Raw genomic sequence first — 25,469 nt, 5'->3', positions numbered from 1 at the left:
GGAGAACAACGATGCACAGAATCAGCTCTATCGTCCGGACCGTCGTGGCCGCGCTGCTGCTGGCCGGGATCGGGGGCTGCGGCGCCCAGGCCACCGGCTCGGGCGAGGAGATCATCTACATCACCGACGCGCCCATCGGGCAGAACGAATTCCTGCGGCTCGGCAAGACCGGCACCGAACAGGCCGCCCAGGCGCTGGGCGCGACCGCACGGACCTATGAGAGCACCGATGAGCAGTCCCGCCGGTCGAATCTGGAGGCGGCGGTGCAACGGCATCCGGCCGCCATCGTGCTGATCACCTACGAATTCAACGATCTGGTGAGCGAATTCGCCGACAAATATCCGGATCAGCAGTTCGTCCTGGTGGATGCGTGCCCGACGAAGATCCCGGCCAATCTGCGGTGTGGCACGTTCAAGGCCTACGAGCCCTCCTACCTGCTGGGGGTGGAGGCCGGTCTGCTCGATCGCAGCGGGCACGTCGGCACGGTGGCCGCCCGGGACTCGGCCTTCTTCCATCAATGGTCCGATGCCTTCGCGCTGGGCGCGCGCAGCGTGAATCCGCACGTCACCGACACCCAGCTGTTCGTCGGCGGCGACAACGCGGTGGGCGACCCCGCCCGCTCGAAAGAGTTGGCGCTCACCGCGGTTCAGTCCGGCGTCGATCAGATCTACGGCGTCACCGGCGGCGGAAACGGCGGCGTCTTCGAGGCGGCCGCGCAGAGCCGGGTGCTGGCCTACGGGGTCGATGTGAACCAGTGCCCGCAGCAGCCGGGCGTGGTGGTGGACAATGCGATCAAACGGGTCGACAAGGTCGTACTGGACCTGCTGACCGAAATTCACCAGGGCAAACCCGGCGGCGCCACGACCGCGTTCGGACTGGCCGAGGACGGGGCCACCGTCACCAGCCTGACCACCGAGGCGGCCACGAGCGGCTGCACGATTCTGCAACATCCGGACGTGCTCGCCCGGGTGCGCGCGGCGCGCGCGGACATCATCGCGGGCCGGATCACGATTCCGCACGCGGACAAGTGAATTCGTGATGCACACCCTGACCCTGGACGCGATCACCAAACGGTTCGGTTCGGTCCTGGCCGACGACGCGATCTCGCTGACCGTGCGCGGCGGTCGGATACTCGGACTGATCGGCGAGAACGGCGCGGGCAAGTCGACGCTGGTCTCGATCCTGTACGGGCTACACCGGCCGGACTCGGGACGCATCCTGATCGACGGCCGCGAAGTGCGGTTCCGTTCCCCGGGCGATGCCATCGCGCACGGACTGGGCATGGTATTCCAGCACTTTCAACTGTTCGCCGACATGTCGGTGCTGGAGAACGTGGTGTACGGGGCGGAGCCGGGGCGCTGGGGTGTGCTGGACCGCAGGGGCGCCGCGCGCCGGGTCGCGGCGCTGGCGGCGGAGTACGGCCTGGACGTGCCGCTCGACCAGGCCGCGGGCACACTGCCGGTCGGTGTGCTGCAACGCGTGGAGATCCTCAAGGCGCTCTACCGCCGAGCCGAACTGCTGATCCTGGACGAGCCCACCGGTGTACTGACGCCTCCCGAGACGCGCGCACTGTTCCAGGTACTGCGCGCGCTGGCCGACCAGGGACACGCGGTGCTGCTGATCACTCACAAACTCGACGAAATCGCCGCTGCCGCAGATGAAGTCGTCGTACTGCGAGACGGGCGGCGGGTGTTCGGCGCCGAGGTCGCCGCGACCACGCCGACGGAACTGGCCCGGCATCTGACCGGGCGTGAGGTCGATCTGTCGCCCCGCCGTGCCACACGGCCGCCTGGTGATCGGGCGCTGATCGTCGACCGCGCGGTCACCGCCGGCGCCGGACGCGCCGCGCTGGACGGGGTTTCGCTGACGGTCCGCGCGGGGGAGATCGTCGGGGTCGCCGGCGTGGCGGGCAACGGCCAGGAAACCCTGGCCGCGATCGTCGCCGGAACGCGCGTCCCGGATTCCGGCACGGTCACCCTCGGCGCTCGCGACGTGACCACCTGGGACAACGCCCGTCGACGTGCGGCCGGACTGGCCCACATCCCCGAGGACCGCAACAGTACGGGCGTGGCACTCGAGGCGAGTGTGATCACCAATCTGGCCGCCGGATTCCATCGCCGCGCACCGATCGGCGACCGCGGCCTGATCAGCCCGCGGGCCATGCGCGCGCATGCGCGAGAACTGGTCGCGCGCTTCGGCATTCGGGTCGCGGATCCGGACGCGGCGGTGCGTGGCCTGTCCGGAGGCAATGTGCAGAAACTCGTGGTGGCGCGCGAGTTGGCGCATCGCTCGCCCTTCCTGCTGGCCGAACAGCCCACGCGCGGAATCGATCTGGGCGCGGTCGAATTCGTGTACCGGCAGCTGGACGAGTACCGGTCCGAAGGCGGTGCGGTGCTGCTGATCTCGAGCGAGCTGAGTGAATTGCTCGCTCTCGCCGATCGCATCGTCGTGCTGGCCGACGGAAACATCGTCGGTGAATTCGCCGCCACGCAAGCCGATCCCGAGCGAATCGGTGCGCTGATGGCTGGTACGGCGGTCGCGGCGGAGTCGATATGACCGCGGCGGCCGGCGTGCTGCGTCGGCTCCGAGGTGCGGGGGCCACCGTCGCGGATCGCGTGATCGCGGTCGCGTTGACCCTGGCGGTGACCGCCGGGCTGTTCGCGTGCACCGGCCATGATCCGATCTCGGTGTATCGCAGCATGTTTCAGGGTGCACTGGTCGGCCCGGGGTTGGTGACCACGGTGCAGCAGACCGTCGTGGTGGTCGGACTGGGTCTGGGGTTGTCGTTCGCGTTCCGGGCCGGACAGTTCAACCTCGGTGCCAGCGGGCAGTTCGTACTCGGTGGGGCGGCCGGTGCGGTGGTGGCGTTGTACTGTCCCGGGCCCGGGTGGCTGGCCGTCGTGACGGCACTGCTCGCGGCGACGGTGGCGGGCGCACTGCTGGCATCGGTGCCCGCGGTGTTGTTCACCGGACCGTCCGCGCCGGTGTTCGCGACCTCGCTGCTGCTCAACTATCCGGTGCTCTCGCTCACCTCGTACCTGATCACCACGCGGCTGAAGGATCCGTCCTCCGATCTGGAGGCGTCCCGGCCGATCTCGGTCGATCGGCGGATCCCCGCTCTCGCCCCGCCGCACTCGGGTGCCCGGCAATTCCTGGAATCGGTTTTCGGACAACGGAATCTGCTCACCCTGCTGGGGTCCGAGCTGAACTGGTCGCTGCTCGTGGTGGTGCTGATCCTGGGCGCGGTCCTGCTGCTCGAGCGACGTTCGGCACTGGGATTCGAGACCGGGCTGGTCGGACTCAATCCGCGGATGGCCGCGGCGGTCGGCATCCGCACCGGTCGCGCGATCGTGCTGGCGCTGGCGCTCGGTGGCGCGATCGCCGGGGTGATGGGTGCGCTCGTGGTGCTCGGCTCGCACTATCGGCTGATCGACGGCGCGCTGGATGGCACCGGATATCCGATCACGGCCCTGCTGGTGGTGATGCTGGCCCGGAACAGCTCGGTCGCGGTGGTGGTGGTCGGGTTCCTGTTCACCGCGATCGGCGTGGGCGGACAAGAGGTGGAACGCGATTACGGCCTGTCGTCGTACGTGTCCACCGTGGTTCAGGCGCTGGTCGTATTCCTGGTTTCGATGCGGCTCACGACGTGGCGGTCGCGGCCGGGGCGGATACGGACACGGGTCGAAGAGGTGCGCTCGTGAATCTGCCGGGGATATTGGTCTCCTCTGCGGTATTGGCCGCGGTGGTGCGCGGCCTGGTGCCACTGGTGCTGCTCGGACTGGGTGGGCTGATCTGTCAGCGAGCCGGGGTGTTCAACGTCGCGCTGGAAGGTGTGCTGCTCACCGGCTGTTTCGCCGCCGTCGCGGGCAGTGCGTGGTCCGGCAATGCGCTGATCGGGGTGTTCGCGGCGGCCGTGGCGGGTGTTCTTGTCACCTTCGCGCTCGCACTGGGGTCGATCGGGCGTCGCGGCGATCCGCTGGTGCTGGGCACCGCACTGAATATCGTGCTGTCCGGGCTGACGACCTTCCTGCTGCAAGCGATATTCCACGTGCGCGGCACCTATCAACGCCCGGATCTGGCCCGGCTGCCGCACTGGTTCGCCGGGGTGTCGGTGTCTTGGATCGGTCCCGCCATCGCCGCCCTGAGCCCGCTGGGATGTCTTGCGGTCCTTGCGGTTCCGGCTGTACACGGCTTTCTGCGGCACACCGTGCCCGGTATGCGGTTGCGCGGCGTCGGCGCCGATGCGGCCGCCGCGGAATCGCTCGGCATCCGTCCCGACCGCTATCGGTTCGCGGCCCTGCTCGTCGCCGGGCTCTTCGGTGGCCTCGCCGGGGCCGAACTGTCGCTCGGCGCGGTAGCCCTGTTCACCGAGAACATGTCGGCCGGTCGCGGCTGGGTGGTGGTGCTGGTACTGCTGATCGCGGGCGGCCGCCTGCGCGTGCTGCTGTTGACACTCGTCGTCTACGCCTACGCCCAGGCCGTCGGGTTCCGCCTGCAAACTATCGGCCTGCCGATGCAATTATCCGATGCCGCACCCTATCTGGCGATGATCGTGGTACTGATCCGCGCCGGTGCGCGCACCCGGCGCCAGAGATCGACACCGGCAGTGATCGATCGAGCGTGAGCGCGAATCATTGTCCACTTCGGTGGGGTTCCAGTTGCTGAATGTGGTGAACAGGTCGCGGATCTGGTCGGTCCGCATGCTGATCGACCACGAGAAGTGGCGAATATGCGTGGTTGCGAAATGCCCGCTGGTGGTCAGGCTCGCCGCCCATGCGTCGGTCTCGAGTTCGCCGTGCGCGCGACGTGGTTCCACGGCAGTCCGGCGGGCCACGATCTGGGCGACTCGCTCGCAGAAGGGCGTGACCGGGACACTCGGGTCGCTGAAGGCGTTGCGCCACACGGCGAAATGGCCGCCGGGTCGCAACACGCGATGCAGTCTGGGTACGACCACGTTCAGATCGAACCAGTGCACGGCGGTGGCCGCGTCCGCGAGATCGTAGAAGCTTGTCGGTAGCCGAACCTGCTCCGCGGTATCGACGTGCACGACCGCGGCCGGGTACCGCCGCCGCAAACGATCCGCCAGGGCCGGGCCCGGTTCGACCGCGTCGACCGACGCGCCCGCCTCGAGCAGTGGCCCGGTGGCCAGTCCGCTACCGGCACCGAGATCAACGGCCCGGATTCCTGGCCGTAGCACCCCGAGATCCTGCAACTCGGCCCAGAGCACGGCCGGATACGGGGGCCTGGCCCGGTCGTAAACCTCAGCATGGGTATCGAAATGCAGTGGGTCGGGCATCCGGAACACCCTAATTCAGTGCTGGCCGTCTCGAGTCCCGTGACCAGCGGCAGAGCGGAGTTCGATGGGGAACCGTGGCTGTCCCTGGGAGCATTACCGAACATCTCCTCGTGCTGCCGGCCCGGCCGTCTGCGCCGCGAGATCGGTTGTGGCACTGAAAGTCCGGTGTTTGCTGGTTGCAGAATGTTGCGAGGTCGGTTTCGTGCCCTTATCCGAACAGGCTGGAGGTCGTTCCCCATCGATTGTGGTAGGTGATCTGTTCCAACGGTGGGCGGGTGGCCGGGCGGAAGGTGGAGGTGGTCGTGTAGCCGATGGCGAGCGTGGCCACCTGGGTGATCTCTGGTGGGATGCCCAGAATGTGGGCGGTCTCGGCTTCGAATTCAGCGAGGTGGTATCCGACGATGGTGCTGCCCAGCCCGCGAGTACGCAACGCCAACTGCAGGCTCCACACCGCCGGATACGCCGAGCCGTAGAAAGCGGTCGAACTCGCGTTGTCACCACTGGGCCGCCCGGGGAGGCACGCCATCACGTAGGCGGGGATGCGTTCCAGTACTGCCAGCAGGTGCTGGCCCGATGCCAGCGTACGAGGTGGCACGAGGTGGCCGTACGCGGCCTGGGATTTCTCGCCACCCGAGCGAATGAATTGTGCTAGTTGGGTTTTCGTCTCTTGGTCGTCGACGACAAGCCACCGGAAGCTCTCGAGGAGAGAGCCTGCCATGGGTGCCTGCTGCGCGATACGCAGGCATTCGGCGAGCAGTTCCGGTTCTACCCGGCGGCCGAGGTCCAGCTTCCGGCGTACCGAACGAGTGGTAGTCAGCAGGGTGTCGTTGTCCATCGCACGCTCCTTCGCAAAAACTTACTTAGTAAGTGTATGTCGTCAGTACTTACAATGTAAGTACAGGCAGATGGATCCGAGGAGAGCGCTGGTGACGGCACGGCGAGAAACGCTTACCCGTGAGCGGGTGCTCGACGCAGCGTTGAACCTGGTCGATACGCAAGGGTGGGCCAAGTTGTCGATGCGGCGGCTCGCCGCGATGGTCGGGGTCGAGGCGATGTCGTTGTACAACCACGTTCGCAACAAGCGTGATCTCCTCGACGGCATGGCGGCGCGGGTGTTCGAGCAGATCGAGCTACCCGATCCGGAACTCCCTTGGCCGCAGCGTGTTCGGGCGTTGTGTCACCACGCCAACATCTGTTTCTCCGCGTATCCGGCTGTTGTCGGTGCGTTGGCGGCAGGGCAGGCCAACCCGCGCTCGCCGGGCGCGCTTCGGTTCATCGATGCCCTGCTGGGTGCTCTGCTGGACGCGGGTCTGGACGAACGCGCCGCGGTCCGGCACTACCGGTCACTGCTGGCGATGCTGTTCGGCAGCGTTCTGGCGCGAACCGGCGATATCGCCGATGCCACCGGCGCACCGGATGAACCGATCACCGACTGGTTTTGCCGCACCGTCACCGCCGAGCAACTGCCGAACCTGCACCGCACTTTGCCCGCCCTCATCGATGTCGACTGCCGGCCCGACTTCGACCACACCATCGATATGTTCCTCGCCGGACTGCAAGCGACCGCGGGCGAATCCGCGAGCGGGCCTCATTCGACCGGCCAGCGGTAGGTCTGGTCGAACTGTTCGCGCGCGTAGGGCTGCGGATCCGCGAAGCACAGCCGCCAGGTCCTGATGTCCGACTCCTCGATGCTCCCCAGGTCTTCGGGAATCTCGTCAGCGAAGTAGTGCAGGCTCTGCGGGTGCAGGACGCCGGGTCCGGGCGCACGAGAAGATCGCCTGGCCGGCGAACAGTAGCTGACGCCGTGCCGGCACGAGCGGAAAGTGGTTGCGCGGGAAGGAGATCCGGAGCCGCGCGCCCACTCGCAGCGTGCATCGCCCGGGACCCGCCGCGGGAAGCCGGTTCGTTCAGCACGGCCAGCCGGTATCGCCCATTGCCGGGTGGCCCGCACAGGGAGTACTGGCGGACCAGTCCGGTGTCGATCACCCGGATGACGTGGCAGGACGGTCGCAAGGTCGGCACGGTCGGCGAGATCCGCACGGCCGACGGCGAGCTGTGCGTCTCGGTGGAGGCGTTGTTCATCGACAAGACCGTTCCGCGCCCGCGCTAGCGCCGCAAGGCATCGGCGCTCGCGGGACCGAATACGGAGGTGCCCCATGGGCAAGTTGGACGGGCGGGCGGCGATCGTCACCGGCGCGGGGATGGGCGTCGGTCGCGGGATCGCGGGCGCACTGGCTCGCGCGGGCGCGGACGTGCTGGTCGCGGAGATCGACGAGACCGCGGGCGCGGACACCGCGCGGTGGTTGCGTGAAACCTGGGGTGTGCGTGCGAGATTCGTGCATACGGACGTGACGCGGCAGTCGCAGATCGAGGCGATGGTGGATACCGCGGTGGCCGAGTACGGGCGGCTGGACATCGCGAATCAGCGAGTAGGACAAGAACATACAGGGCACCAGGAAGCCTTGGAGGGCACGTCCGGCGATCAGCAGGCCGTAGCTGGGCGCCACCGCCGACAGGAGCGATCCCGCGGCCGTCAGCGCGATCGCGGTGAGCAGAAGTTTGCGTTTGCCGTGGATGTCGGCTTGCCGAGCAGCGGTGCGGTGACCGCCCCGACGAGCAGGAACGAGGTCAACAGCCAGGCGCCCTGGGTGGTGTGGAAGTGCCCGGCGATCAGCGGCAGCGACACCGAGATCATCTGATAGCTGAGCGAGAGCAGTTCGACGACCAGCACGATCCCGAACAGCGAGAGGATCACCCGAGGCGTCCACGACGCCTCGGGTGGGGGCCCGGGGCCTACGGTCGGCGTGTCCTGTGGCGATGGATCCATGGCCGGCGTCCTTTCACGCGCACCCATCCGAATCTGGTGCCGCGACTTCGCCCACACGGGGCGGGGTGCTTGTCGTCGGGCATGACGTGCATCACACGATCAATGCCGTGCCGGGGCAATCGAAGTCCCGGTGTGCGGGAACGCGGCGACGCGGTTCAGTGGTGGTCGGCGACGAGTCGCCATGGCGGAACCGGTGGGCGAGGTCGGTTTCGACGCGTTGACGTTCGAGGCAGTCGCGCGGCCGCGCCAGGGCGTCGAAGGCGACGTTGTAGCGGCGCTGGGAGACCGAGCGCGACATGGTCCGCCGCCGATCCCACGCGGACAGCGGCGAAGTTGTCCGGGTTTCGGGCCGGTCAGGTGGAGGCGCGGATGGTGAGCGACACCGGCAGCACGACCCGCTCGCCGGGGACCTGCTGGCCGGTGGTCAGCCGGAGCAGGATCTCCACCATCGCGCGGATCTGTTCCCGGGGGTCCTGATGGACCGATGTCAGGGGCGGTGTCGTTGCCGGGGCGAGGGTCGGGTGATCGTCGAAACCGATGACGGCCACGTCGGTGGGGACCCGGCAGCCGGCTGCGGCCAGCGCCCGCAGCGCACCGGCGGCCATGGGGTCGCTGGCGGCGAACACCGCGTCGAGTTCGGGGGCGCGATCGAGCAGCCGGCGCATCGCCTCCTCGCCCCCGGCGATGGTGAAGTCCCCGGACTCGACCAGATTCCGCCCCCGCACCCCGCGATCGCGCATCGCGGCGCGCCAGCCGGCGAGCCGGTCGGCGGCGGCGGGATGTTCGGCCGGGCCGGATACCGTCGCGATCCGGCGGCGACCCTGGTCCACGAGGTGATCGACCGCGAGCCGGGCGCCGGCGGCGTTGTCGAAGTCGACCACGTGCTGGGCTCGTCGGCCGCTGTGCGTGCGGCCACCGAACACCACCGGGATCCGCAGCGTGCCCAGCGCGCCGGGCAGCAGATCGCCGCGGTGCGGGGCGAAGACCAACGCGCCGTCGACGTGGCCACCGTCGAGGAAGCTGACCACGCGCGGCACATCGGCGTGGTTGTCGACGAACATCACCAGCAATTGTCCACCGTGCGTGGACAATTCGGCGTAGGCGGCGCGGATCACCGCACCGAAGTACGGGTCGTCGAGCACCTTCGCCTCCGGCTCCGACAACACCAGCGCGATCGCCCCGGTGCGGCGGGTGACCAGCGACCGGGCCGCCAGATTGGTGGTGTAGCCCAGCCGGGCCGCGGCGGTGCGCACCGCGTCGCGCGCGGGGGCGCTGACGTAGGCGTCGTCGTTGAGGGCCCGCGATGCCGTGGACCGCGAGACCCCGGCGTAGGCGGCGACATCCTCGAGGGTGGGCCGGTTGGGCCCGGGCCGAGCGGACACTCGTTTCACCTCCCACGGACCGGACCGTCAACGCCCTCGAGGTTACACATCTCTGAGAGCGTTTCCATAGCTAATTCGTCGCCACTTCGAGCCCATTAATAGGCTATTGACAGGGGTTGAGAGCGGAGTCACACTCTCATTCATCTCTGAGAGCGCTCCCAGGGCGGTCCCAAGTTTGATCAATGAGGAGTTCGAACGTGCGACACATACTCCGCAAAGTGCTCATCACATGCGCCGTGCTCGCGGTCGGGACCAGCGGCATCAGCGGCTGCGCCGGCGGTGGCAGCGGCATCACACTGACCGTCGCCACGTTCGGCGAATTCGGTTACGAGAACCTGGTGCAGGAGTACCAGCGGGCCCATCCCGGCATCACCGTCACGCTGCGCAAGACCGGCCAGGGCGGACCGTACCACCAGGACCTGCTCACCAAACTCGCTGCCGGATCCGGACTTTCGGACGTGGTCGCGATCGAGGAGGGGCACCTCTCCGACATCGCCGACAAGTCCGGCAAGTTCAACGACCTCGCCACGATCGGCCCCAAGGACGTCACCCCGGCCCGCTGGCTGCCGTGGAAGTACCAGGAGGGAAAGTCCAAGGACGGCAAATGGATCGGCTACGGCACCGACATCGGCCCGCTGGCCATGTGCTACCGCAAGGACATGTTCGCCGCGGCCGGGCTGCCGACCGACCCCGACGCGGTGAAACCGCTGTTCGCCACCTGGGACAGCTACTTCGCGGCGGGGCGGCAGTACGTCGCCGCCACCCACACGCCCTGGTTCGATTCGGGCTCACAGGTTTTCAACTCCATGGTGAACCAGCTCGACACCGGCTACTTCGGCACCGACGACGCACTCACCATCTCCAGCAACCCGCCGCTGAAGTCGGCCTGGGACAAGGTGACCGCCGCCATCGTCGACGGTGAGTCCGCCAAGCTGACCTCGTTCAGCCCCGAGTGGCAAACCGGATTCAAGCAGAGCGCCTTCGCCACCACGGTCTGCCCGGGCTGGATGCTCGGCGTCATCAAGGAGAACGCGGGACCCGGCAACAGCGGGAAATGGGCTGTCACCGAAGCCTTCCCGGGCGGCGGCGGCAACTGGGGCGGCTCGTTCCTGACCGTGCCCAAGCAGAGCAAGCATCCCGAGGAGGCCGCGGCACTGGCGGCCTGGCTGACCGCGCCCGAGCAGCAGATCAAGGCGTTCGGGGCGAAGGGCCCGTTCCCGAGCCAGGTGCAGGCACTGCGGGATCCGGCGCTGTTGTCGGCCACCGACGACTACTTCGGTGGCGTGCATTCCGGCGCGCTGTTCGCCGCGCAGGCCATGAAGGTCGGACACGCGCAGTACAAGGGACCCAAGGACGGCCAGATCCAGGAGAGCGTCGTCAAACCCGCGCTCACGGCGGTCGAACAGGGCACCTCGCCGGCCGACGGCTGGAAACAGGTCGTCGAGGGCGCCGAGAAGCTCGTCGGCAAGTAGCGGTCCGGCATGTTCCTCGCACAACGGTCCGGCGCCGCCCGATTCGCGAAGCTGGATCGGAAGCTGTCGCCCTACCTCTACATCGCGCCGTTCTTCGTGATCTTCGGGGTGGTGGGGGTGTTCCCGCTGCTCTACACCGTCTATGTGTCGCTGTTCCATTGGGAGCTGGGCGCCGACCACCCGCGGTTCGCCGGACTGGGCAACTACAGCGCGCTGCTCGGCGACGACGAGTTCTGGACAGCGCTGCTCAACACCGTGAGCATCTTCGTGCTGTCCAGCGGGCCGCAGATCGTGGTCGCGGTACTGCTGGGGGCGCTGCTGGACCGGGTCACCCGCTTCCCGACGGTCTGGCGGACGGCCGTGCTGCTTCCCTACGCGGCCAGCCTGGTCGCGGTCGGGGTCATCTTCACCAACCTGTTCGGGCCGACCTACGGCCTGATCAACGCGCTGCTGGAGATCGTCGGTGTGCACCGAATCGATTGGCAGGCAAATAGATTCGCCAGCCACATCGCCATCGCGACGATGGTGAACTGGCGCTGGACCGGATACAACGCCCTGATCGTGCTGGCGGCGATGAAGGCGATTCCGCGGGAGCTGTACGAAGCGGCGATCGTGGACGGCGCCGGCGCGGTGCGGCGGTTCGTCAGCATCACGCTGCCGCTGCTGCGGCCGACGCTGATCTTCATCATCGTCACCTCGACCATCGGGGGCCTGCAGATCTTCACCGAACCGAAACTGTTCGACGCCCAGCCGGGGTCCAACAACGGCGGCTCGAAACACCAGTTCCAGACCATTTCCCTGTACCTGTACCAGTCGGCGTTCGAGACCCAGCAGCTCGGCTACGCCGCCGCCATCGGCTGCGCGCTGATGATCGTGATCCTGCTGTTCGCGGTAGTCAACTTCCTGCTGACCAGGCGGCTGGCCGCGGGCGGTGAGAAATGAGGCGATCGGGCTGGACCCAGTTGCGCGGCCTCTGGGTCTACGGGCTCCTGCTGGCGTTCGTGCTCGGTTCGGCGTTCCCGTTCTACTGGTCGTTCCTGGTCGCCAGCCGGGACAACGGGATGCTGGGCGACAAGATCCCGCCGCTGCTGCCCGGCGGCAACTTTCTCGCCAACGCGAGCCGGGCCGTGCACGCGGTGGCGTTCTGGAAGTCGTTGGGCAACAGCGTGATCGTGTCCGGCACGGTGGCGGCCTCCACGGTGCTGTTCGCGACCCTGGCCGGATTCGCGTTCGCGAAACTCCGGTTCCGGGGGCGGCAGCCGCTGTTCCTGTTCGTCGTCGCGACCCTGGCGCTGCCCACGCAACTGGGTGTCATCCCGCTGTACATCGCGATGTCGAAGTTGGGGTGGACCGGGCATCTCACCGCGGTCATCGCGCCGAGCCTGGTGTCCGCGCTGGGGGTGTTCTGGATGCGCCAGTACACCCTCGACGCGATTCCCGACGAGCTGGTGGAGGCCGCCCGCGTGGACGGCTGCTCGATGATCCGCATCTACTGGCACGTCTGCCTGCCCGCGGTCCGCCCGGCCGCGGCGTTCCTGGCCATGTTCACGTTCATGACGGCCTGGAACGACTTCTTCTGGCCGCTGGTCGTGCTCGACGCCGACAACCCGACCGCGCAGGTCGCCATCGAGGAACTACAGAGCGGCTACTACGTGGACTACTCGCTGGTCCTGGCCGGGACCACCCTCGCCACCATCCCGATTGTGATCGTCCTCGCCGCGCTCGGCCGCCAGATCGTGGCCGGCGTCATGCAGGGCGCCGTCAAAGGCTGACGCGAAAGGACGACCGTGACCCAGCTTCTCTTCCCTCCCGATTTCGTGTGGGGGGCGGCGACCGCCGCCTTCCAGATCGAGGGATCCACGACGTCCGACGGGCGGACCGACTCGATCTGGGATGCGTTCTGCCGCAGGCCCGGCGCCATCGCCGGCGGCGACACCGGTGAACCCGGAGCCGACCACTACCGGCGGATGCACGACGACGTCGGGCTCATGACCGAACTCGGCCTGCACGCCTACCGGTTCTCGATCGCATGGCCGCGGGTGCGGCCCGACGGCGGGGTGGTCAACCCGGCCGGGCTGGGGTTCTACGACCGGCTCGTCGACGCGTTGCTGACGGCCGGAATCGATCCGTGGATCACCCTGTATCACTGGGATCTGCCCCAGGCACTGGAGGATCGCGGGGGCTGGGCGAATCGGGACACCGCGCAGCGCTTCGCCGACTACACCGAGGCGGTGATCGGCGCACTCGGCGACCGGGTGCGGCACTGGGGCACCCTCAACGAACCGTGGTGCTCGGCGTTCATGGGCTACGCCCAGGGCACGCACGCCCCCGGGCGCACCGAACCGGCGGCCGCGGTGGCGGCCACCCACCATCTGTTACTGGCTCATGGCTTGGGGCTGCGGGTGATTCGTGAGTTGGCGCCGCACGCGCAGGCCGGGTTGGCGCTGAATCTGTACCCGGTGCGGGTGGCCGATCCCGCCGATCCGGCGGACCTGGACGCCGCGCGCCGCATCGACGGGCTACAGAACCGGATCTTCCTCGATCCGCTGCTGCGCGGGGCGTATCCGGAGGACATGCTGGCCGATCTCGCGCCGTTCGCCCTGCCCGAGCTGATCGGCGCCGATGACGCGAAACTCATCGGCGCCCCGCTCGACTACCTGGGATTCAATTACTACCGCGACTATTTCGTCACCGCGAAACCCGACGGGACGAATCCGGCACACACGCCGTGGGTGAGCGCCGAGCACGTCCGGTTCCCCGACCGCGGCCTGCCGCGCACCGCATGCGGCTGGGACGTCGCGCCCGACGGGCTGAGCGAGCTGCTGTCGCGGCTGCATCGCGACTATCCCGGGGTGCCGCTCTACATCACCGAGTGCGGTGCGGCCTACGACGATCGGATCACCGCCGACGGCTCGATCGCCGACGATGCCCGGATCACCTTCCTGCACAGCCATCTTCGCGCCGCGCACACGGCGCTGGCGGCGGGAGTGGACCTGCGCGGGTTCTTCTACTGGTCACTGCTGGACAACTTCGAATGGGCCGAGGGATACGCCAAGCGGTTCGGCATCGTCCACGTCGACTACGAAACCCAGGTTCGCACACCGAAAGCCAGCGCCCGGTGGTATTCGCGAGTGATCGCCGAGCACGCCGTACCGTGACCGGTCCGCGCGAATCCACCGCAGCGCGGTCAGTCGATCCGGACCGGTGTGACCAGGATCCGGTCGTGGCCGATCATCCGCCGCGGGCCGGTGAGTTCGACGGCCATGCCGCACGGCAGGTCGGTGGCCGAGCGCCCGACGAAGATCTCGACGATGCCGGGCTCGACGATGCGGTGCATATCCATACCGGTGAATCCGGTGCGGTCCGCGTGCAGGGTGAAGCTCACCCGCGCACTGTCCCCGGGCCCGAGCGTCACCCGGGTGAATCCGGCGAGCTCCCGTACCGGCCTGGTGACCTGGGCTCGGGTGTGGTGCAGGTACAGCTGCACGGTCTCCGCTCCGGCGCGGTCACCCGTATTGCGCACTGTCACCGAGACGTCGACCGTGCCGTCGGTCGGGATCGCGGAGTCACTCAGCGCCGCCTCCGAACAGGCGAATGTCGTATAGGAGATGCCGTGGCCGAACGGGAACAACGGGGCCGGATCGAGATTGCTGATGCCCGCGCTGTTCCCGCCGAGCGGCGGCTGCAGGTATGTGGTCACCGATCCGGGTGATCGGGGAATCTGCACCGGCAGCCGTCCGGACGGGGTGATCCGCCCCGACACGACCCCGGCGATCGCGCCGCCGCCCTCCTCGCCGGGCATGAACGCCTGGATCATCGCGGCCGATCCGGTGTACCGGCCCAGTGCGTACGGACGTCCCGAGATCACCACGAGCACAACGGGTGTGCCGGTGGCGAGCAGCGCCTGCACGAGTTCCCCCTGCACGCCGGGCAGATTCAGGTCCTCGGCGTCACATCCCTCCCCGGAGGTGCCGTGGCCGAACATTCCGGCCCGGTCGCCGACGACCGCGATGCACACATCGGATTCCCGCGCGGCGGCGACAGCCGGGCCGAAACCGGAACGGTCGACGTCGCTGATCGGGCAACCGGGGTGAACCGCGATCCTCGCGCCCGGCAGTTCGTTTCGCAACGCCTCGCCGAAAGATGGTGCGGCGACACCGATTCCGAGGCCGGGATAGCGCGGCAGCACATGATTCGGAAAGGAATAGCAGCCCATCAGCGCGAGCGGATCGTTCGCGCACGGTCCCACCACCGCTATGGTCGACGCCGACGCGGCCAACGGTAACGTGCCATCGTTGGCCAGCAGCACCACCGACCGCTCGGCGATATCCCGGGCTATCGCCCGGTTGCCCGGCGAATCGAGATCGACCGGCTCGGCGCGCGGCGTCCACTCCGCGTCCAGTAGGCCCTGTTCGGCCTTCTGCCGCAGCAGCCGCAGCACCGAGCGATCCACCAGATCTTCGGAGACCTTCCCCTCCTGAACCAGTGACAGTAATTCCTCGCCGTAGCACAGGGTCTGCGGTAACTCGACATCGATGCCCGCGCGCAGCGCGATCGCGCCCGCCGCGCCGGTGCCGTCGGCCACCCGATGCATCGTCTCGAGGAAGGCGATGGCCCAGTAGTCCGACACCACCACCCCCTCGAAACCCCACTCCTGCCGCAGGATTCCGGTGAGCAGCGCCGTATTCGCCGCCGCCGGAACACCATCCAGGTCGACATAGGCGTTCATCACCGAACCGGCTCCGCCCTCCCGGACCGCCATCTCGAAGGGCGGAAGGATGACATCGCGCAGCTCGCGCGGGCCGATCGATACGGGCGCATGGTTACGCGCGGCCCGGGACGCGGAGTATCCGGCGAAATGCTTCAGTGTCGCCACCACTCCCGAGTCCTGCAGCCCCCGCACATAGGCAGCGCCGAGAATGCCTGCCAGATAGGGATCTTCACCGAGGGTCTCTTCGACGCGCCCCCACCGGTAGTCCCGCACGACGTCCAGTACCGGCGCCAGTCCCTGATGTACGCCCACCGCATGCATATCCGCCCCGATCGCCCGCGACATCCGCTCCACCAGCGCGGGATCGAAGGTGGCGGCCCAGGCCAGCGCGGTCGGATATACGGTGGCGCCGAGGGTGGTGAACCCGGTCAGGCACTCCTCGTGCACCAACGCCGGGATACCCAGCCGGGTCCGCTCGACGATCTCGCGTTGCAGCGCGATCAGGCGCTGCACCCCTGCGCCGGCACTGACCGGGCCGGTGCCGAAAACTCTTGTCAGATGGCCTGTTCCGTGTTCGTAGGCGTCATCGGACCGGGCCGATCCATCGGCGAAGACGTCCTGCATCGGCGCGACGTCGCCGCTGATCTCAGCGCTGCCCGGCCAGGCGCTGCCCAGCTGGGCCAGCTTCTCCGGCAGCGTCATCTCCGCCAGCAGCGCCCGCGCGCGCTCTCCCGGCGGCAGAGAGCTGTCGTGCCAGCGCCGTACCCGTTTTTCGTTCGCGGGCTCGTTCATCGGTGTCCCTGTACGGCCGCGGTCGAGTCGCGCACGACCAGCTGCGTCGCGAGTTCGACATGATGGGAATCCAGTGGTTCACGATCGATCAGCTTGAGCAGCGTGCGCACGGCGACCCGGCCCATATCCCGCAGTGGCTGGCGGATCGCGGTCAGCGCGGGGGTTGCCAGGCGCGCGAGCACCGTGTCGTCGAACCCGATGACACTCAGGTCGTCGGGCACGCGCAGCCCGCGGCGGCGAGCGGCTTCGATGACACCCAACGCGGTCGTGTCGCTGGCGCCGAAAACGGCCGTCGGCGGATCGGCCAGATCCAGCAGCCGCCCGCCCATCTCGACGCCCGCGGGATAGTCGAATGCGCCGCCGTGCAGTACGAGCGCCGGATCGTAGGCGACGCCGGCGCCCTCCAGCGCGGCGCGATAACCGTGCAGGCGTGCCTGCCCCGGCACGGATTGCGTTGGCCCGCCGACGAATCCGATCCGGCGGTGCCCCAGGCTCAGCAGATGCTCGGCCGCGGCGACCCCGCCGGTCCAGTTGGTCGCGCCCACGCTGGTGACCTCGGTGCGGGGGGAGTTCAGCGGGTCGATGACGACCAGTGACAACCCCGCCCGCGCGAAGGCCTCGACCTGTGCCGGCGTCAGCTCCGAGGTGACCACGATCAACCCGGCGCGGCCGTTGCTCTTGAGCCGCTGGGCCCACTGGTCCTGCGGCGTCAAGGGGCCGCCCCGGTCCGCGTCGCGCACCCGGCTCACGACGACATCCACCGCCAGTTCGGCCGCGGCCTCGGTGACGCCCCGAATGACCTCGAGCTCGTACGGGCTGTCCAGACAGTCGAACACGGCGTCGATGGTGCGGGCGGGCTCGGCCACGCGCCGCCCGCGCTGCGGTACATAGCCGGACTCCTGCAGCACCCCCTCCACGCGGGCCCGGGTGGTATTCGCGACGTCCGCGCGACCGTTGACGACCTTCGACACCGTCGCGAGCGACACCCCGGCGATGTCGGCCACCGTCGCCAATGTCACCTGCCTGCTCGGCACGTCGCCCACCGGTTACCTCCCAAATCGCAAATTTTCGACACACTTTACGCCGGGGTTCATCGAATAAACAGCCCTTGACCGGCCTCGGTGCACGGCCTATCTTCCGTCCATCGAGATATTTACTTTCGAAAGTTTTCGAATCTTCAATGGGGAAGTGACATCATGGCGCTGCTCACTCGACGCACCGTCTTGCGCGCGACTGCCGCGACCGTTCTGCTCACCCTCGTCGCGGCCTGCGGCACCGCGGGCCCGGCCTCCGGCCGACCCAGCGCCTGGGCCCTGACCGGCGGCGACGAGCAGGTGTTCCGCAGTTCGTTCGACAGCCAGGGAATCAACGGCCAGTTCTTCGGCAACGACGCATACAAACAGAAGATCCGCTCCGCCGTCGGGTCCGGTCAGGCGCCGACACTCATCTTCAGCTGGGGCGCGGCCGGAACGCTGAAATCCTGGGTGAATGCGGGCAAGATCATGGACCTCACCCCGCTGGTACAGCAGGATCCGGCCCTGACCGGCCGGTTCCTGCCCTCGGTTGCCAAGACCGGCACCATGGATGGCAAAACCTACGCCGTACCGAACAACAGCATGCAGCCGGTCATGCTGTTCTACAACAAGGAGCTGTTCGACCGGATCGGCGCGCAACCGCCCACGACCTGGGACGAATTGATGGCCCTGGTGCCGCGGTTCAACCAGGCCGGGATCGCCCCGCTCTCACTCGGCGGGCAGAGCAAGTGGCCGCAGCTGATGTGGGAGGAGTACCTCGTCGACCGCATCGGCGGGCCCGCGGTGTTCGATGCGATCGCCGCACAGCAGCCCGGCGCCTGGTCCGATCCTGCTGTGCTGCAGGCGAACCGGATGATCCAGCAACTCGTGAACGCGGGCGGATTCGTCAAGGGCTTCGATTCCATCGCCACCGACTCCAATGCCGACACCGCGCTGCTCTACACCGGCAAGGCCGCGATGTATCTGATGGGCTCCTGGGCCTTCCCGACGATCAAACAGGCCGATCCGGATTTCGCCGCGACCAAGCTGGGGTACACGACATTTCCGGCGGTTACCGGCGGCAAGGGCGACCCCGCCGACGTGGTCGGCAACCCGGCGAACTTCTGGTCGGTGTCGGCCACGGCGAGCAAGGCCCAGCAGCAGGCGGCCGTCAAGTATCTGCGCGACGGCGACATGAACGACGCGTATGTCCAGAACCTGCTCGCCGGTGGCTCGGTGCCCCCGGTCACGGGCATCGAGGCGAAGGTGGCCAAAGCTCAGGACCCGCGGTATCTCTCGTTCGTGTACGGCCTGGCGAGCCACGCACCCAGCTTCCAATTGTCCTGGGACCAGGCGATTTCGCCGGGACAGGCGGATGCGCTGCTCACCGCGCTGGATCAGCTGTTCGGTCGGCAGATCACGCCGGAACAGTTCTCCACGACCATGAATGCCACCATCGGCAAGTGACGGAGACGCTCATGGTCACCCCGCGCACTCGGGTACCCGCACGGACCGGCCCGCACCCGCTCATGGCCGTGCCCGCGCTGGCGTTCTTCACCGTGTTCGCGCTGCTGCCGATGGTGGGCGTGGTCGCGCTGAGCCTGCTGCGATGGGACGGCGTCGCCGCACCCGGCTGGGCGGGCCTGACGAATTGGACTACCGCACTGCATGATCCGGTCACCTACCATGCGATCTGGTTGTCGGTGCAGGTGATGGCGCTGAGCTGGCTGTTCCAGACGCCGGTCTCGCTGCTGCTCGGGGTACTGATCGCGGGCCGCGGCAGGTACCGGTCGATGCTCGGGGTGATGTATTTCGTTCCACTGCTGCTGTCCTCGGCGGCGATCGCGATCGCCTTCAAGGCGCTGCTGGACCCGAATTTCGGCATGAGCCGGGCGTTCGGTCTGGGCATGCTGTCCCAGGACTGGCTCGGCGATCCACACCTGGCGCTGTACGTGGTGATCTTCGTGATCGGCTGGCAGTTCGTACCGTTCCACACGCTGCTGTATCAGGCGGGCGTGCGGCAGATCCCGGCGCAGCTGTACGAGGCCGCGCGGCTCGACGGCGCCGGGCGGGTGCGGCAGTTCGCCCACATCACGCTGCCGCAACTGCGCTATACGATCCTGACCTCGTCCACGCTGATGCTGGTGGGCTCGCTGACCTACTTCGACCTGGTGTTCGTGCTCACCGGCGGCGGACCGGGCAACGGGACCCGGATCCTGGCGTTGGACATGTACCTGCAGGGCTTCTCCAACAACGACATGGGACGCGCGAGCACCGTGGCGGTACTGCTCGTGGTCGCGGGCCTGGCCCTGTCGCTGGGCCTGGCCCGGCTGGCCCGGTTCTCGCGCGGCAGCCAGCTGGACGGTGCGTGACCATGGCCTCGAAGACATTGCGGCACAGCAACATTCCCGGCGGCCTGGCCGGCCTCGTCTGGCTGGTGATCGTGCTGGTTCCGGTGTACTACATCGTCGTGACCAGCCTGCGCGAGCAGCGCGGATTCTATGACGCCAATCCGCTGTCCGCACCCATCCATCCGACCCTGAACAACTATGTGCTGGTGCTGCGCAACGACTTTCCGCGCTACCTCGGCAACAGCGCGCTGGTCACGCTCGGCACGGTGGTCATCACGGTCGCGGTATCGCTGATGGCGGCGTATTTCGTGGTGCGCGGCCGGACCCGGTTCGCCGCGCTCACCTATCGGGCGTTCCTGCTGGGGCTGGCAATACCGTTGCAGGCCACGATCATTCCGGTCTATTACCTGATCACCCGGATCCACCTGTACGACACGCTGCTCGCGGTGATCCTGCCGTCGGTGGCGTTCGCGATCCCGCTGACGGTGGTGATCCTGGCCAACTTCCTGCGCGACGTGCCGAACGAACTGTTCGAATCGATGCGCGTCGACGGCGCCGGACACTGGCGAATCCTGTGGAGCCTGGTCCTGCCGCTGGTCCGCCCGGCCGTGCTGACCGTGGCGGTGTACGACGGGCTGACCGTCTGGAACGGCTTCCTGTTCCCGCTGATCCTGACACAGAGCTCGGATCAGCGGGTCCTGCCCATGGCGCTGTGGGCATTCCAGGGGCAGTTCCGGGTGAACATCCCCGCGGTGCTGGCCGCCGTCGTACTGTCCACACTGCCCGTCCTGGCCCTGTACATCCTCGGCCGCCGCTATCTGGTCGCCGGGCTCACCGCCGGATTCGGCCGGTAATCGGACCCGCGCCCTATGTCACGGCTTCCGGGGGTGTGCCGGAGACCCCCGACTCGGTGGCTCAGACTGTCAGCTGAGCATTACCCGCGACGATCTCGTGCGCGGTGTCCACCCGGATGTTCACCCGTCCGGCGCCCGGATTGAAATAGATCGCCGTCGGCGCTCCGGGCCCGTCGAATCCGGACAGCGAGAACGGCTGTGACCCGGTGGCCCCGGTGTCGAGGTTCTGCCAGGTCAGCGTGCCCTGGATGAAGCACTGTGGCCCCGACCCCACGAAATAGCTGGACAGCAGCACAGCCACCGGGCCCGGCGTCTGCCCTGGATACACCGACCCCTTGCCCGCCAGGTACCCGCCGCAGGTCACCGTATCGGAGCCCATCAGCGTCCCCAGTGTCACCGTGGGGGAGAACCCCACCGAACTGGCGGCGGTATCCGCCCCCGCGACCCCCGCTCCGGCAACGACCGCCCCGATCACCGCCGCGACACCCACCAACCGACCGACAACCGTCCGCACGAGAGTCTCCTTCCGAGATTCCTTCCAGCACTACGCTTTCCGCTATTTTGTCGTGCTTCGGGCCTTCGCTGTTACGGCCCCGTCGCACTCCCAGGGATACGATCACCGATTTGGGTGGCCCGATCCCGCCCCACCCGGTGGGGGGAGCGGGTCACGCCACCGTAGCTCAGGGGACGCCGCCGCAGCACGACCATCGACGACGTGCGCGGGTCGGACGCTGTCCGGCGATTCGGACCGAGGCGACGTGCGAGCCGGTGACACACTCACCGCTGGTGCTCGAAGCACGTGCCTGGACACCCGTTCGCTGGGCGGTGCCGGCTCGCGAAACCAACTGCGGTGGGCGGCATGTCGCCAGATCCGGCGGACTTGGACCCCACGGGCCGTCACCGATAGCAGATCTGGTTTGCGACCTGAGTGGGAACACCGGTGCATATTTGCCCGGTGCCGATCGCGACGGCCTCCCATGTGTTGTTGGTGTAGTGGTAGAGAATCTTGGTGCGCTCCCGGGTGCCGCCGTGCGTTCCGTTGTGGGCCATGGCCCAGCCGCCCGCGCAACCGATCTGATCCTCGAGTTCGATCGGTTGGTAGAGGCGCGATTCGTACACGCTGTTGCGCAAGGCTTGCCCCAGCACGTTCTTCCCCACAGGACAGCCGTCCGCCGGTCCGCTGGCGGCAGATGTGTCCGCCGACGTGGTCGGCGTGGTGCTCTCTTTCTGTGCGGGCGCTGGCGGGGTCTGTGTGATGGGTGCTGACTGATCGTCCGCGCTGGTGGTCACCGCCGCCGGCGGTCCGGAGCCCGCCGTCGTGGACGGGATGCTGGTTGTCGTGGGCAGGGTGCTGGTCGTCGTCCTCGAGGACACCGGCATCGAACTACACCCCGACACCGCGACCAGCCCCACCGCGATCACACCCCAAACTCGAATACTCCCACCCTGCATGAGCGTCTCCTTTCACACCGTTCAATCGGTGTCGGGCCGGATTCGTTTCAGCACTCGACCGACTGAACCCGGTGGGCCAGTGGGAATCGGATCTGCATGCCTCTCACGGGACTCGACGAGAAGGACATACTGTCGGTATGACTCACACCGTGTTGTATGACGACGGCCTGGTTGAGCTCGATCAAGAGGGCATCACGCTGCGCCGGTACTACTTTCCCTGGGCGGGCAGCAAGCGTATCCCGTACACGGATATTCAGAAGGCCGAAGACCATGTGATGGGAGCGTGGACCGGCAAAGGCCGGCTGTGGGGCAGCGGGGACCTACGCCACTGGGCACCGCTGGACCTGCACCGCCCCAGGAAGGACACCGCCATAATTCTCGATCTCGGCAAGTTCGTACGGCCGGTCTTCTCTCCCGACGACCCCGCACGCGTACTGGCACTGCTGCGCCAGTACGCGAACCGGTGACAGTTCGGGTGCCGCCGATGACGCTCTCGGTGCCAGGAAGTGGTAGCGATCGGTACAGATCCATGCCGGCGACGGCGATCGACGCCACCCGGCGGGATCACCGAGACTTCGGGTCAGGAGGCAGTGTCCGGGTTTCTGCGCGTCAGGAATGATTTCGATTCGTCGATCGGAGTGTTCTGCGCTGCGGCGAGCCACCAGTTTCCATCGCGCTCGACCAATACATACAGTGCGACCTCGGAGAAGGCGTCGGGATCGAGGGCCTGTCTGCGGATCTGGGTGACGATCACGCCCGGGGCGGGGCTGGTCGCGACGACGACCTCGAAACGGGAGGCCGGTGCGACGAGCTTGCCCGGTCGCATCATTCGGCGGTGGATGGCGTTGAGCTGGCTGTGGCCGATGACCAGTGCGCCGAAGGGCGTGCCCCACAACACGTCCGCGGCGAAGGAGTTGTCGTAGCGGTCGGCGTCGGTGGTCTCGCCGGCCTTCTGTAATTCGGCGGCGAGACCGGCGGCCACGGCCTGCGTGGTCGCGTCGGCGGTCGGGTCGTTCAGTGTCGGTCGAGTATCCATGTGTGCCTCCGTTTTTCGGTACTGACCACAGCCTGCAATCTCAACCAACGTTGAGGTCAAGTTCGCTGCGAGCGAAGCCGCATCCGCATGACGACACCGCTCACGGATCGGGCGAAGGTCGGCGGGATCGCCGCAGTCGTCGCGATCCCGATCGCCGTCGTTCTTGTCGCCGTCGCGCAGTGCGCAACGAGTTCGAACAGTTCACTGGGGGTGGCGAGTTCGCCTATCTCAGCGGCGAATTCCGGTTCGGCACACGGTCCCACCCAAACCGGCGATCCGCTGGGGAGCCGACGCGGGCCTGGGGGAGGGGCGTTCAAACTGGTGAGTCTTCGGGGCGGGCGGTTCACCAGGGCAAGGGTGTGGGGCGAACCGGGGAAGGGTTCTCGGCGTGGCGCGTTCACGTCTTTCGGATCGCGACTGCAAGTCGCTCTGCGGCATATTGCGCAGGTCGGCGTGGACGCTCGACTGGTCGTCGAGCCGACTGTCGCATGACCTTGCTGCGGGCCGCGGGGTGGTGACCGAGTGCCTCTGCGGACGCAGGTGGTACACGTAAGGGCGGTCTCAGCGTCGGCTGGGTCCGCCCTTACGTTGTGTTCAAGGATGTGAAGCCGCTGAATGTGGTCGAAAGGCTTTGTGGCGCAAGGGAAGGCCGCCGCGTGAGCGGGGCTATGAGTGCTGTGGGGCGGGCTGGATCAGTTCGATGAGGTTTCCTTCGGGGTCCTTGACGTAGGCGAACCGGGCTCCGGGGTGGACCGCGTCGGCCGGTGGCCAGATGGCTTCGGCTCCGTTGTCGGTGAGTCGGGTGTAGGTGGTGTTCAGGTCGTCGACTTCCAGCGCCCAGTGTCCGCAGCCCTGGCCGCGGAGGGTGTCCAGCGGGTCGCCGAAAGTTGTTGTGCGCGTTGATCCGGCACGTTCGATCAGTTCGATTCGCGTGCCGTCGGCGGCTTGGAGTATCACGGTGCGGACGGGAGGTTCCGCGATCTCGAATTGCTCGATCACCTCGGTGAATCCGAGTGCGTGGGCGTACCAGTGCTGCTGCGCGGTGAGGTCGGCGACCGATCGGTCGACACCGTCGTGGCCGGAACCATCCGCACTCTGGTGCACGGGCTGTCCTGAAGGCTGCACGATGATGGACACAGCCGCGGCCATGCGCGCGGAAAGACTGCTCGTAGGGCCGGATACGAACTCGGAGATCTCATGTCATTTCGTTGGGGCATCGTCGGAACCGGCACCATCGCACGGGCATTCGCTGCCGCGCTGACCCGCGTGCCGGACGCGCGGTTGGTCGCGGTCGCCTCCCGGAGCCGCAAGAATGCCGAGGCGTTCGGTGCCGAGCACGGCGTCGCGGCCGCCCGGTGCTACCCGGCCTACGAGAAGTTGGCGGCCGATGACGACATCGACGTCGTCTACGTGGCGACGCCGCATTCCGAGCATCACCAGAACACGTTGCTGCTGTTGAACGCCGGGCGAAACGTGCTGTGCGAGAAGCCATTCGCGCTGGATGCCGCACAGGCCGCGGAGATGGTGGCCGCGGCCCGGCGGAACAATCGATTTCTGATGGAGGCGATGTGGAGTCGCTTCCTGCCCGCGTATGTCACGCTCCGCGAGTTGATCGGTGCCGGTGCCATCGGGACGGTGCTGTGCGTCGAGGCGGACTTCGGCTTCGTTGCCCCACCGGATCCCGCGCACCGGCTGTTCGATCCCACGCTGGGCGGCGGCTCCCTGCTGGACCTGGGGGTGTATCCGATCTCGCTGGCGAGCATGGTGCTCGGTGAGCCGGACCGGGTCACCGCGTCGGGCAGGATCGGCCCGGCCGGCGTGGATGAACAGGTCGCGGTCCTGAGCGGTTACGACAGTGGCGCGATCGCGATCGGCAAGTCGTCGATACGGTCGGTGCTGGCCTGTACCGGCCGCATCACCGGCTCGGACGGGCATATCGAATTGCCTGCGCCCATGTACTGTCCGGATGAACTCGTCGTGTGGTCGCGAGGTGTCACCGAACGCCTGAGTTTGCCCGCCGCCCGTGACGGCGAGGGCGACGAGGCCGCTGGTGGCGGACTGCACCATCAGGTTCTGCACGTACACGAACGGTTGCGGGCCGGGCATCTGGAAAGTGACGTCATGTCACTGGACGAATCGGTCGCGGTGATGCGCACTCTGGACGCTGCTCGCCGACAGATCGGTCTCACGTTCCCCGGCCGCTGAATCCCTGCTCCATACGATGGGCTTTCGAACCGGTCGGCCGAGCTCTTCGAAGAGGCGCATGAAAGCCGTTCGGCAACA

General features: G+C 67.6%; 24 protein-coding genes and 3 pseudogenes. 16 read left to right on the top strand and 11 right to left on the bottom strand.

Annotation, left to right across the window (positions count from 1 at the left end; translation table 11 throughout):
- Nucleotides 1–11: 11 nt before the first annotated feature.
- The 4 genes from NRB20_RS26350 to NRB20_RS26335 are packed head-to-tail and all read left to right on the top strand — an operon-like array spanning nucleotide 12 to nucleotide 4,624.
- Nucleotides 12–1,031 (top strand): BMP family ABC transporter substrate-binding protein, encoded by a 1,020-nt coding sequence (locus NRB20_RS26350; protein ID WP_153413582.1) that lies wholly within the window; start codon nucleotides 12–14, stop codon nucleotides 1,029–1,031.
- Between the two features lie 7 nt (nucleotides 1,032–1,038).
- Nucleotides 1,039–2,556, top strand: coding sequence for an ABC transporter ATP-binding protein (locus NRB20_RS26345; protein WP_153413580.1), 1,518 nt, complete (start codon nucleotides 1,039–1,041; stop codon nucleotides 2,554–2,556).
- Nucleotides 2,553–3,701: an ABC transporter permease gene (locus NRB20_RS26340; protein ID WP_153413578.1), complete on the top strand. Its 1,149-nt coding sequence runs from the start codon at nucleotides 2,553–2,555 to the stop codon at nucleotides 3,699–3,701. Before NRB20_RS26345 ends, NRB20_RS26340 begins: the two co-directional genes overlap by 4 nt.
- On the top strand, nucleotides 3,698–4,624 hold the full coding sequence (locus tag NRB20_RS26335; protein WP_153413576.1) for an ABC transporter permease: 927 nt from the start codon (nucleotides 3,698–3,700) through the stop codon (nucleotides 4,622–4,624). The genes NRB20_RS26340 and NRB20_RS26335 overlap by 4 nt, the downstream gene beginning before the upstream one ends.
- Here the strand turns inward: NRB20_RS26335 and NRB20_RS26330 are convergent.
- Nucleotides 4,520–5,296, bottom strand: coding sequence for a class I SAM-dependent methyltransferase (locus NRB20_RS26330; RefSeq protein WP_153413574.1), 777 nt, complete (start codon nucleotides 5,294–5,296; stop codon nucleotides 4,520–4,522). The two genes, NRB20_RS26335 and NRB20_RS26330, sit on opposite strands and share 105 nt — an antisense overlap.
- A 208-nt stretch (nucleotides 5,297–5,504) precedes the next feature.
- Nucleotides 5,505–6,131 carry a nitroreductase family protein gene (locus NRB20_RS26325; protein ID WP_153413573.1) on the bottom strand — a complete coding sequence of 209 codons (627 nt, stop codon included), beginning with the start codon at nucleotides 6,129–6,131 and terminating at the stop codon, nucleotides 5,505–5,507.
- A 91-nt stretch (nucleotides 6,132–6,222) separates the two neighbouring features.
- Between NRB20_RS26325 and NRB20_RS26320 the strand changes: the two genes are divergently transcribed.
- The 3 genes and pseudogenes from NRB20_RS26320 to NRB20_RS38455 form a co-directional block, all read left to right on the top strand.
- The gene (locus NRB20_RS26320) at nucleotides 6,223–6,906 is read left to right on the top strand and encodes a TetR/AcrR family transcriptional regulator (protein ID WP_319945419.1); all 684 of its coding nucleotides are present in this window, start codon (nucleotides 6,223–6,225) and stop codon (nucleotides 6,904–6,906) included.
- A gap of 389 nt (nucleotides 6,907–7,295) precedes the next feature.
- Nucleotides 7,296–7,406 (top strand): annotated as a pseudogene (locus tag NRB20_RS26315) (PaaI family thioesterase); the annotation flags it as partial.
- A 46-nt stretch (nucleotides 7,407–7,452) separates the two neighbouring features.
- A pseudogene (locus NRB20_RS38455) lies at nucleotides 7,453–7,713 on the top strand (SDR family NAD(P)-dependent oxidoreductase); the annotation flags it as partial.
- On the opposite strand, the pseudogene NRB20_RS38450 reads toward NRB20_RS38455, so the two are convergent.
- From NRB20_RS38450 to NRB20_RS26300, 3 genes and pseudogenes are all read right to left on the bottom strand, one after another.
- Nucleotides 7,702–8,123 (bottom strand): annotated as a pseudogene (locus NRB20_RS38450) (MFS transporter); the annotation flags it as partial. The pseudogenes NRB20_RS38455 and NRB20_RS38450 overlap by 12 nt on opposite strands.
- Nucleotides 8,124–8,214: 91 nt before the next feature.
- Nucleotides 8,215–8,421: a hypothetical protein gene (locus tag NRB20_RS26305; RefSeq protein ID WP_153413569.1), complete on the bottom strand. Its 207-nt coding sequence runs from the start codon at nucleotides 8,419–8,421 to the stop codon at nucleotides 8,215–8,217.
- Between the two features lie 55 nt (nucleotides 8,422–8,476).
- Nucleotides 8,477–9,505, bottom strand: coding sequence for a LacI family DNA-binding transcriptional regulator (locus tag NRB20_RS26300; RefSeq protein WP_319945418.1), 1,029 nt, complete (start codon nucleotides 9,503–9,505; stop codon nucleotides 8,477–8,479).
- 218 nt (nucleotides 9,506–9,723) lie between these two features.
- Here NRB20_RS26300 and NRB20_RS26295 point away from each other — a divergent pair, with 218 nt between their 5' ends.
- Genes NRB20_RS26295 through NRB20_RS26280 form a run of 4 tightly spaced genes read left to right on the top strand, consistent with a single transcriptional unit; the run spans nucleotide 9,724 to nucleotide 14,135 of the window.
- The gene (locus tag NRB20_RS26295; protein WP_319945417.1) at nucleotides 9,724–10,977 is read left to right on the top strand and encodes an ABC transporter substrate-binding protein; all 1,254 of its coding nucleotides are present in this window, start codon (nucleotides 9,724–9,726) and stop codon (nucleotides 10,975–10,977) included.
- Nucleotides 10,978–10,986: 9 nt separating this feature from the next.
- Complete coding sequence (locus tag NRB20_RS26290) at nucleotides 10,987–11,919, top strand: carbohydrate ABC transporter permease (protein WP_153413565.1); 933 nt, start codon at nucleotides 10,987–10,989, stop codon at nucleotides 11,917–11,919.
- Nucleotides 11,916–12,749: a carbohydrate ABC transporter permease gene (locus NRB20_RS26285; RefSeq protein WP_153413563.1), complete on the top strand. Its 834-nt coding sequence runs from the start codon at nucleotides 11,916–11,918 to the stop codon at nucleotides 12,747–12,749. The genes NRB20_RS26290 and NRB20_RS26285 overlap by 4 nt, the downstream gene beginning before the upstream one ends.
- A 15-nt stretch (nucleotides 12,750–12,764) precedes the next feature.
- Nucleotides 12,765–14,135 carry a GH1 family beta-glucosidase gene (locus NRB20_RS26280; RefSeq protein WP_319945416.1) on the top strand — a complete coding sequence of 457 codons (1,371 nt, stop codon included), beginning with the start codon at nucleotides 12,765–12,767 and terminating at the stop codon, nucleotides 14,133–14,135.
- 29 nt (nucleotides 14,136–14,164) lie between these two features.
- Here the strand turns inward: NRB20_RS26280 and NRB20_RS26275 are convergent, their stop codons facing one another.
- Together NRB20_RS26275 and NRB20_RS26270 are read right to left on the bottom strand one after the other, a co-directional pair.
- Nucleotides 14,165–16,480, bottom strand: coding sequence for a glycoside hydrolase family 3 N-terminal domain-containing protein (locus tag NRB20_RS26275; protein WP_153413562.1), 2,316 nt, complete (start codon nucleotides 16,478–16,480; stop codon nucleotides 14,165–14,167).
- The gene (locus tag NRB20_RS26270; protein ID WP_319945415.1) at nucleotides 16,477–17,523 is read right to left on the bottom strand and encodes a LacI family DNA-binding transcriptional regulator; all 1,047 of its coding nucleotides are present in this window, start codon (nucleotides 17,521–17,523) and stop codon (nucleotides 16,477–16,479) included. Before NRB20_RS26270 ends, NRB20_RS26275 begins: the two co-directional genes overlap by 4 nt.
- Before the next feature lie 153 nt (nucleotides 17,524–17,676).
- On the opposite strand from NRB20_RS26270, the gene NRB20_RS26265 reads away from it, so the two are divergent.
- Genes NRB20_RS26265 through NRB20_RS26255 form a run of 3 tightly spaced genes read left to right on the top strand, consistent with a single transcriptional unit; the run spans nucleotide 17,677 to nucleotide 20,698 of the window.
- Entirely contained in the window at nucleotides 17,677–18,960 is a 1,284-nt protein-coding gene (locus tag NRB20_RS26265) for an extracellular solute-binding protein (RefSeq protein WP_153413560.1), read from the top strand.
- Nucleotides 18,957–19,865: a carbohydrate ABC transporter permease gene (locus tag NRB20_RS26260; protein WP_319945414.1), complete on the top strand. Its 909-nt coding sequence runs from the start codon at nucleotides 18,957–18,959 to the stop codon at nucleotides 19,863–19,865. Before NRB20_RS26265 ends, NRB20_RS26260 begins: the two co-directional genes overlap by 4 nt.
- Before the next feature lie 2 nt (nucleotides 19,866–19,867).
- Nucleotides 19,868–20,698 carry a carbohydrate ABC transporter permease gene (locus tag NRB20_RS26255; RefSeq protein ID WP_153413558.1) on the top strand — a complete coding sequence of 277 codons (831 nt, stop codon included), beginning with the start codon at nucleotides 19,868–19,870 and terminating at the stop codon, nucleotides 20,696–20,698.
- Between the two features lie 61 nt (nucleotides 20,699–20,759).
- Here the strand turns inward: NRB20_RS26255 and NRB20_RS26250 are convergent, their stop codons facing one another.
- On the bottom strand, nucleotides 20,760–21,212 hold the full coding sequence (locus NRB20_RS26250) for a hypothetical protein (RefSeq protein WP_319945413.1): 453 nt from the start codon (nucleotides 21,210–21,212) through the stop codon (nucleotides 20,760–20,762).
- Nucleotides 21,213–21,595: 383 nt separating this feature from the next.
- Nucleotides 21,596–21,988, bottom strand: coding sequence for a hypothetical protein (locus NRB20_RS26245; RefSeq protein ID WP_153413556.1), 393 nt, complete (start codon nucleotides 21,986–21,988; stop codon nucleotides 21,596–21,598).
- 299 nt (nucleotides 21,989–22,287) lie between these two features.
- Between NRB20_RS26245 and NRB20_RS26240 the strand changes: the two genes are divergently transcribed.
- Complete coding sequence (locus NRB20_RS26240; RefSeq protein WP_153413554.1) at nucleotides 22,288–22,617, top strand: hypothetical protein; 330 nt, start codon at nucleotides 22,288–22,290, stop codon at nucleotides 22,615–22,617.
- Between the two features lie 113 nt (nucleotides 22,618–22,730).
- On the opposite strand, the gene NRB20_RS26235 is transcribed toward NRB20_RS26240, so the two are convergent.
- Entirely contained in the window at nucleotides 22,731–23,186 is a 456-nt protein-coding gene (locus tag NRB20_RS26235; protein WP_153413552.1) for a DUF4440 domain-containing protein, read from the bottom strand.
- Between the two features lie 666 nt (nucleotides 23,187–23,852).
- Nucleotides 23,853–24,290: a VOC family protein gene (locus tag NRB20_RS26230; protein WP_319945412.1), complete on the bottom strand. Its 438-nt coding sequence runs from the start codon at nucleotides 24,288–24,290 to the stop codon at nucleotides 23,853–23,855.
- Between the two features lie 93 nt (nucleotides 24,291–24,383).
- On the opposite strand from NRB20_RS26230, the gene NRB20_RS26225 reads away from it, so the two are divergent.
- Complete coding sequence (locus NRB20_RS26225) at nucleotides 24,384–25,391, top strand: Gfo/Idh/MocA family protein (protein WP_153413549.1); 1,008 nt, start codon at nucleotides 24,384–24,386, stop codon at nucleotides 25,389–25,391.
- Nucleotides 25,392–25,469: the final 78 nt, after the last annotated feature.

The sequence above is a fragment of the Nocardia macrotermitis genome (assembly GCF_009604405.1).
GTDB classification, from domain to species: Bacteria; Actinomycetota; Actinomycetes; order Mycobacteriales; family Mycobacteriaceae; genus Nocardia; species Nocardia macrotermitis.
This window is presented reverse-complemented; position numbering and strand designations above follow the sequence as displayed.

What these genes read in the sequence shown, in the direction of transcription:
- NRB20_RS26225 (WP_153413549.1), top strand. Translation starts at nt 24,384, where the DNA reads ATGTCATTTCGTTGGGGCATCGTCGGAACCGGCACCATCGCACGGGCA.
- NRB20_RS26285 (WP_153413563.1), top strand. Translation starts at nt 11,916, where the DNA reads ATGAGGCGATCGGGCTGGACCCAGTTGCGCGGCCTCTGGGTCTACGGG.
- NRB20_RS26290 (WP_153413565.1), top strand. Translation starts at nt 10,987, where the DNA reads ATGTTCCTCGCACAACGGTCCGGCGCCGCCCGATTCGCGAAGCTGGAT.
- NRB20_RS26305 (WP_153413569.1), bottom strand. Translation starts at nt 8,421, where the DNA reads ATGTCGCGCTCGGTCTCCCAGCGCCGCTACAACGTCGCCTTCGACGCC.
- NRB20_RS26330 (WP_153413574.1), bottom strand. Translation starts at nt 5,296, where the DNA reads ATGCCCGACCCACTGCATTTCGATACCCATGCTGAGGTTTACGACCGG.
- NRB20_RS26255 (WP_153413558.1), top strand. Translation starts at nt 19,868, where the DNA reads ATGGCCTCGAAGACATTGCGGCACAGCAACATTCCCGGCGGCCTGGCC.
- NRB20_RS26265 (WP_153413560.1), top strand. Translation starts at nt 17,677, where the DNA reads ATGGCGCTGCTCACTCGACGCACCGTCTTGCGCGCGACTGCCGCGACC.
- NRB20_RS26275 (WP_153413562.1), bottom strand. Translation starts at nt 16,480, where the DNA reads ATGAACGAGCCCGCGAACGAAAAACGGGTACGGCGCTGGCACGACAGC.
- NRB20_RS26235 (WP_153413552.1), bottom strand. Translation starts at nt 23,186, where the DNA reads ATGGATACTCGACCGACACTGAACGACCCGACCGCCGACGCGACCACG.
- NRB20_RS26345 (WP_153413580.1), top strand. Translation starts at nt 1,039, where the DNA reads ATGCACACCCTGACCCTGGACGCGATCACCAAACGGTTCGGTTCGGTC.
- NRB20_RS26325 (WP_153413573.1), bottom strand. Translation starts at nt 6,131, where the DNA reads ATGGACAACGACACCCTGCTGACTACCACTCGTTCGGTACGCCGGAAG.
- NRB20_RS26240 (WP_153413554.1), top strand. Translation starts at nt 22,288, where the DNA reads ATGACTCACACCGTGTTGTATGACGACGGCCTGGTTGAGCTCGATCAA.
- NRB20_RS26350 (WP_153413582.1), top strand. Translation starts at nt 12, where the DNA reads ATGCACAGAATCAGCTCTATCGTCCGGACCGTCGTGGCCGCGCTGCTG.
- NRB20_RS26340 (WP_153413578.1), top strand. Translation starts at nt 2,553, where the DNA reads ATGACCGCGGCGGCCGGCGTGCTGCGTCGGCTCCGAGGTGCGGGGGCC.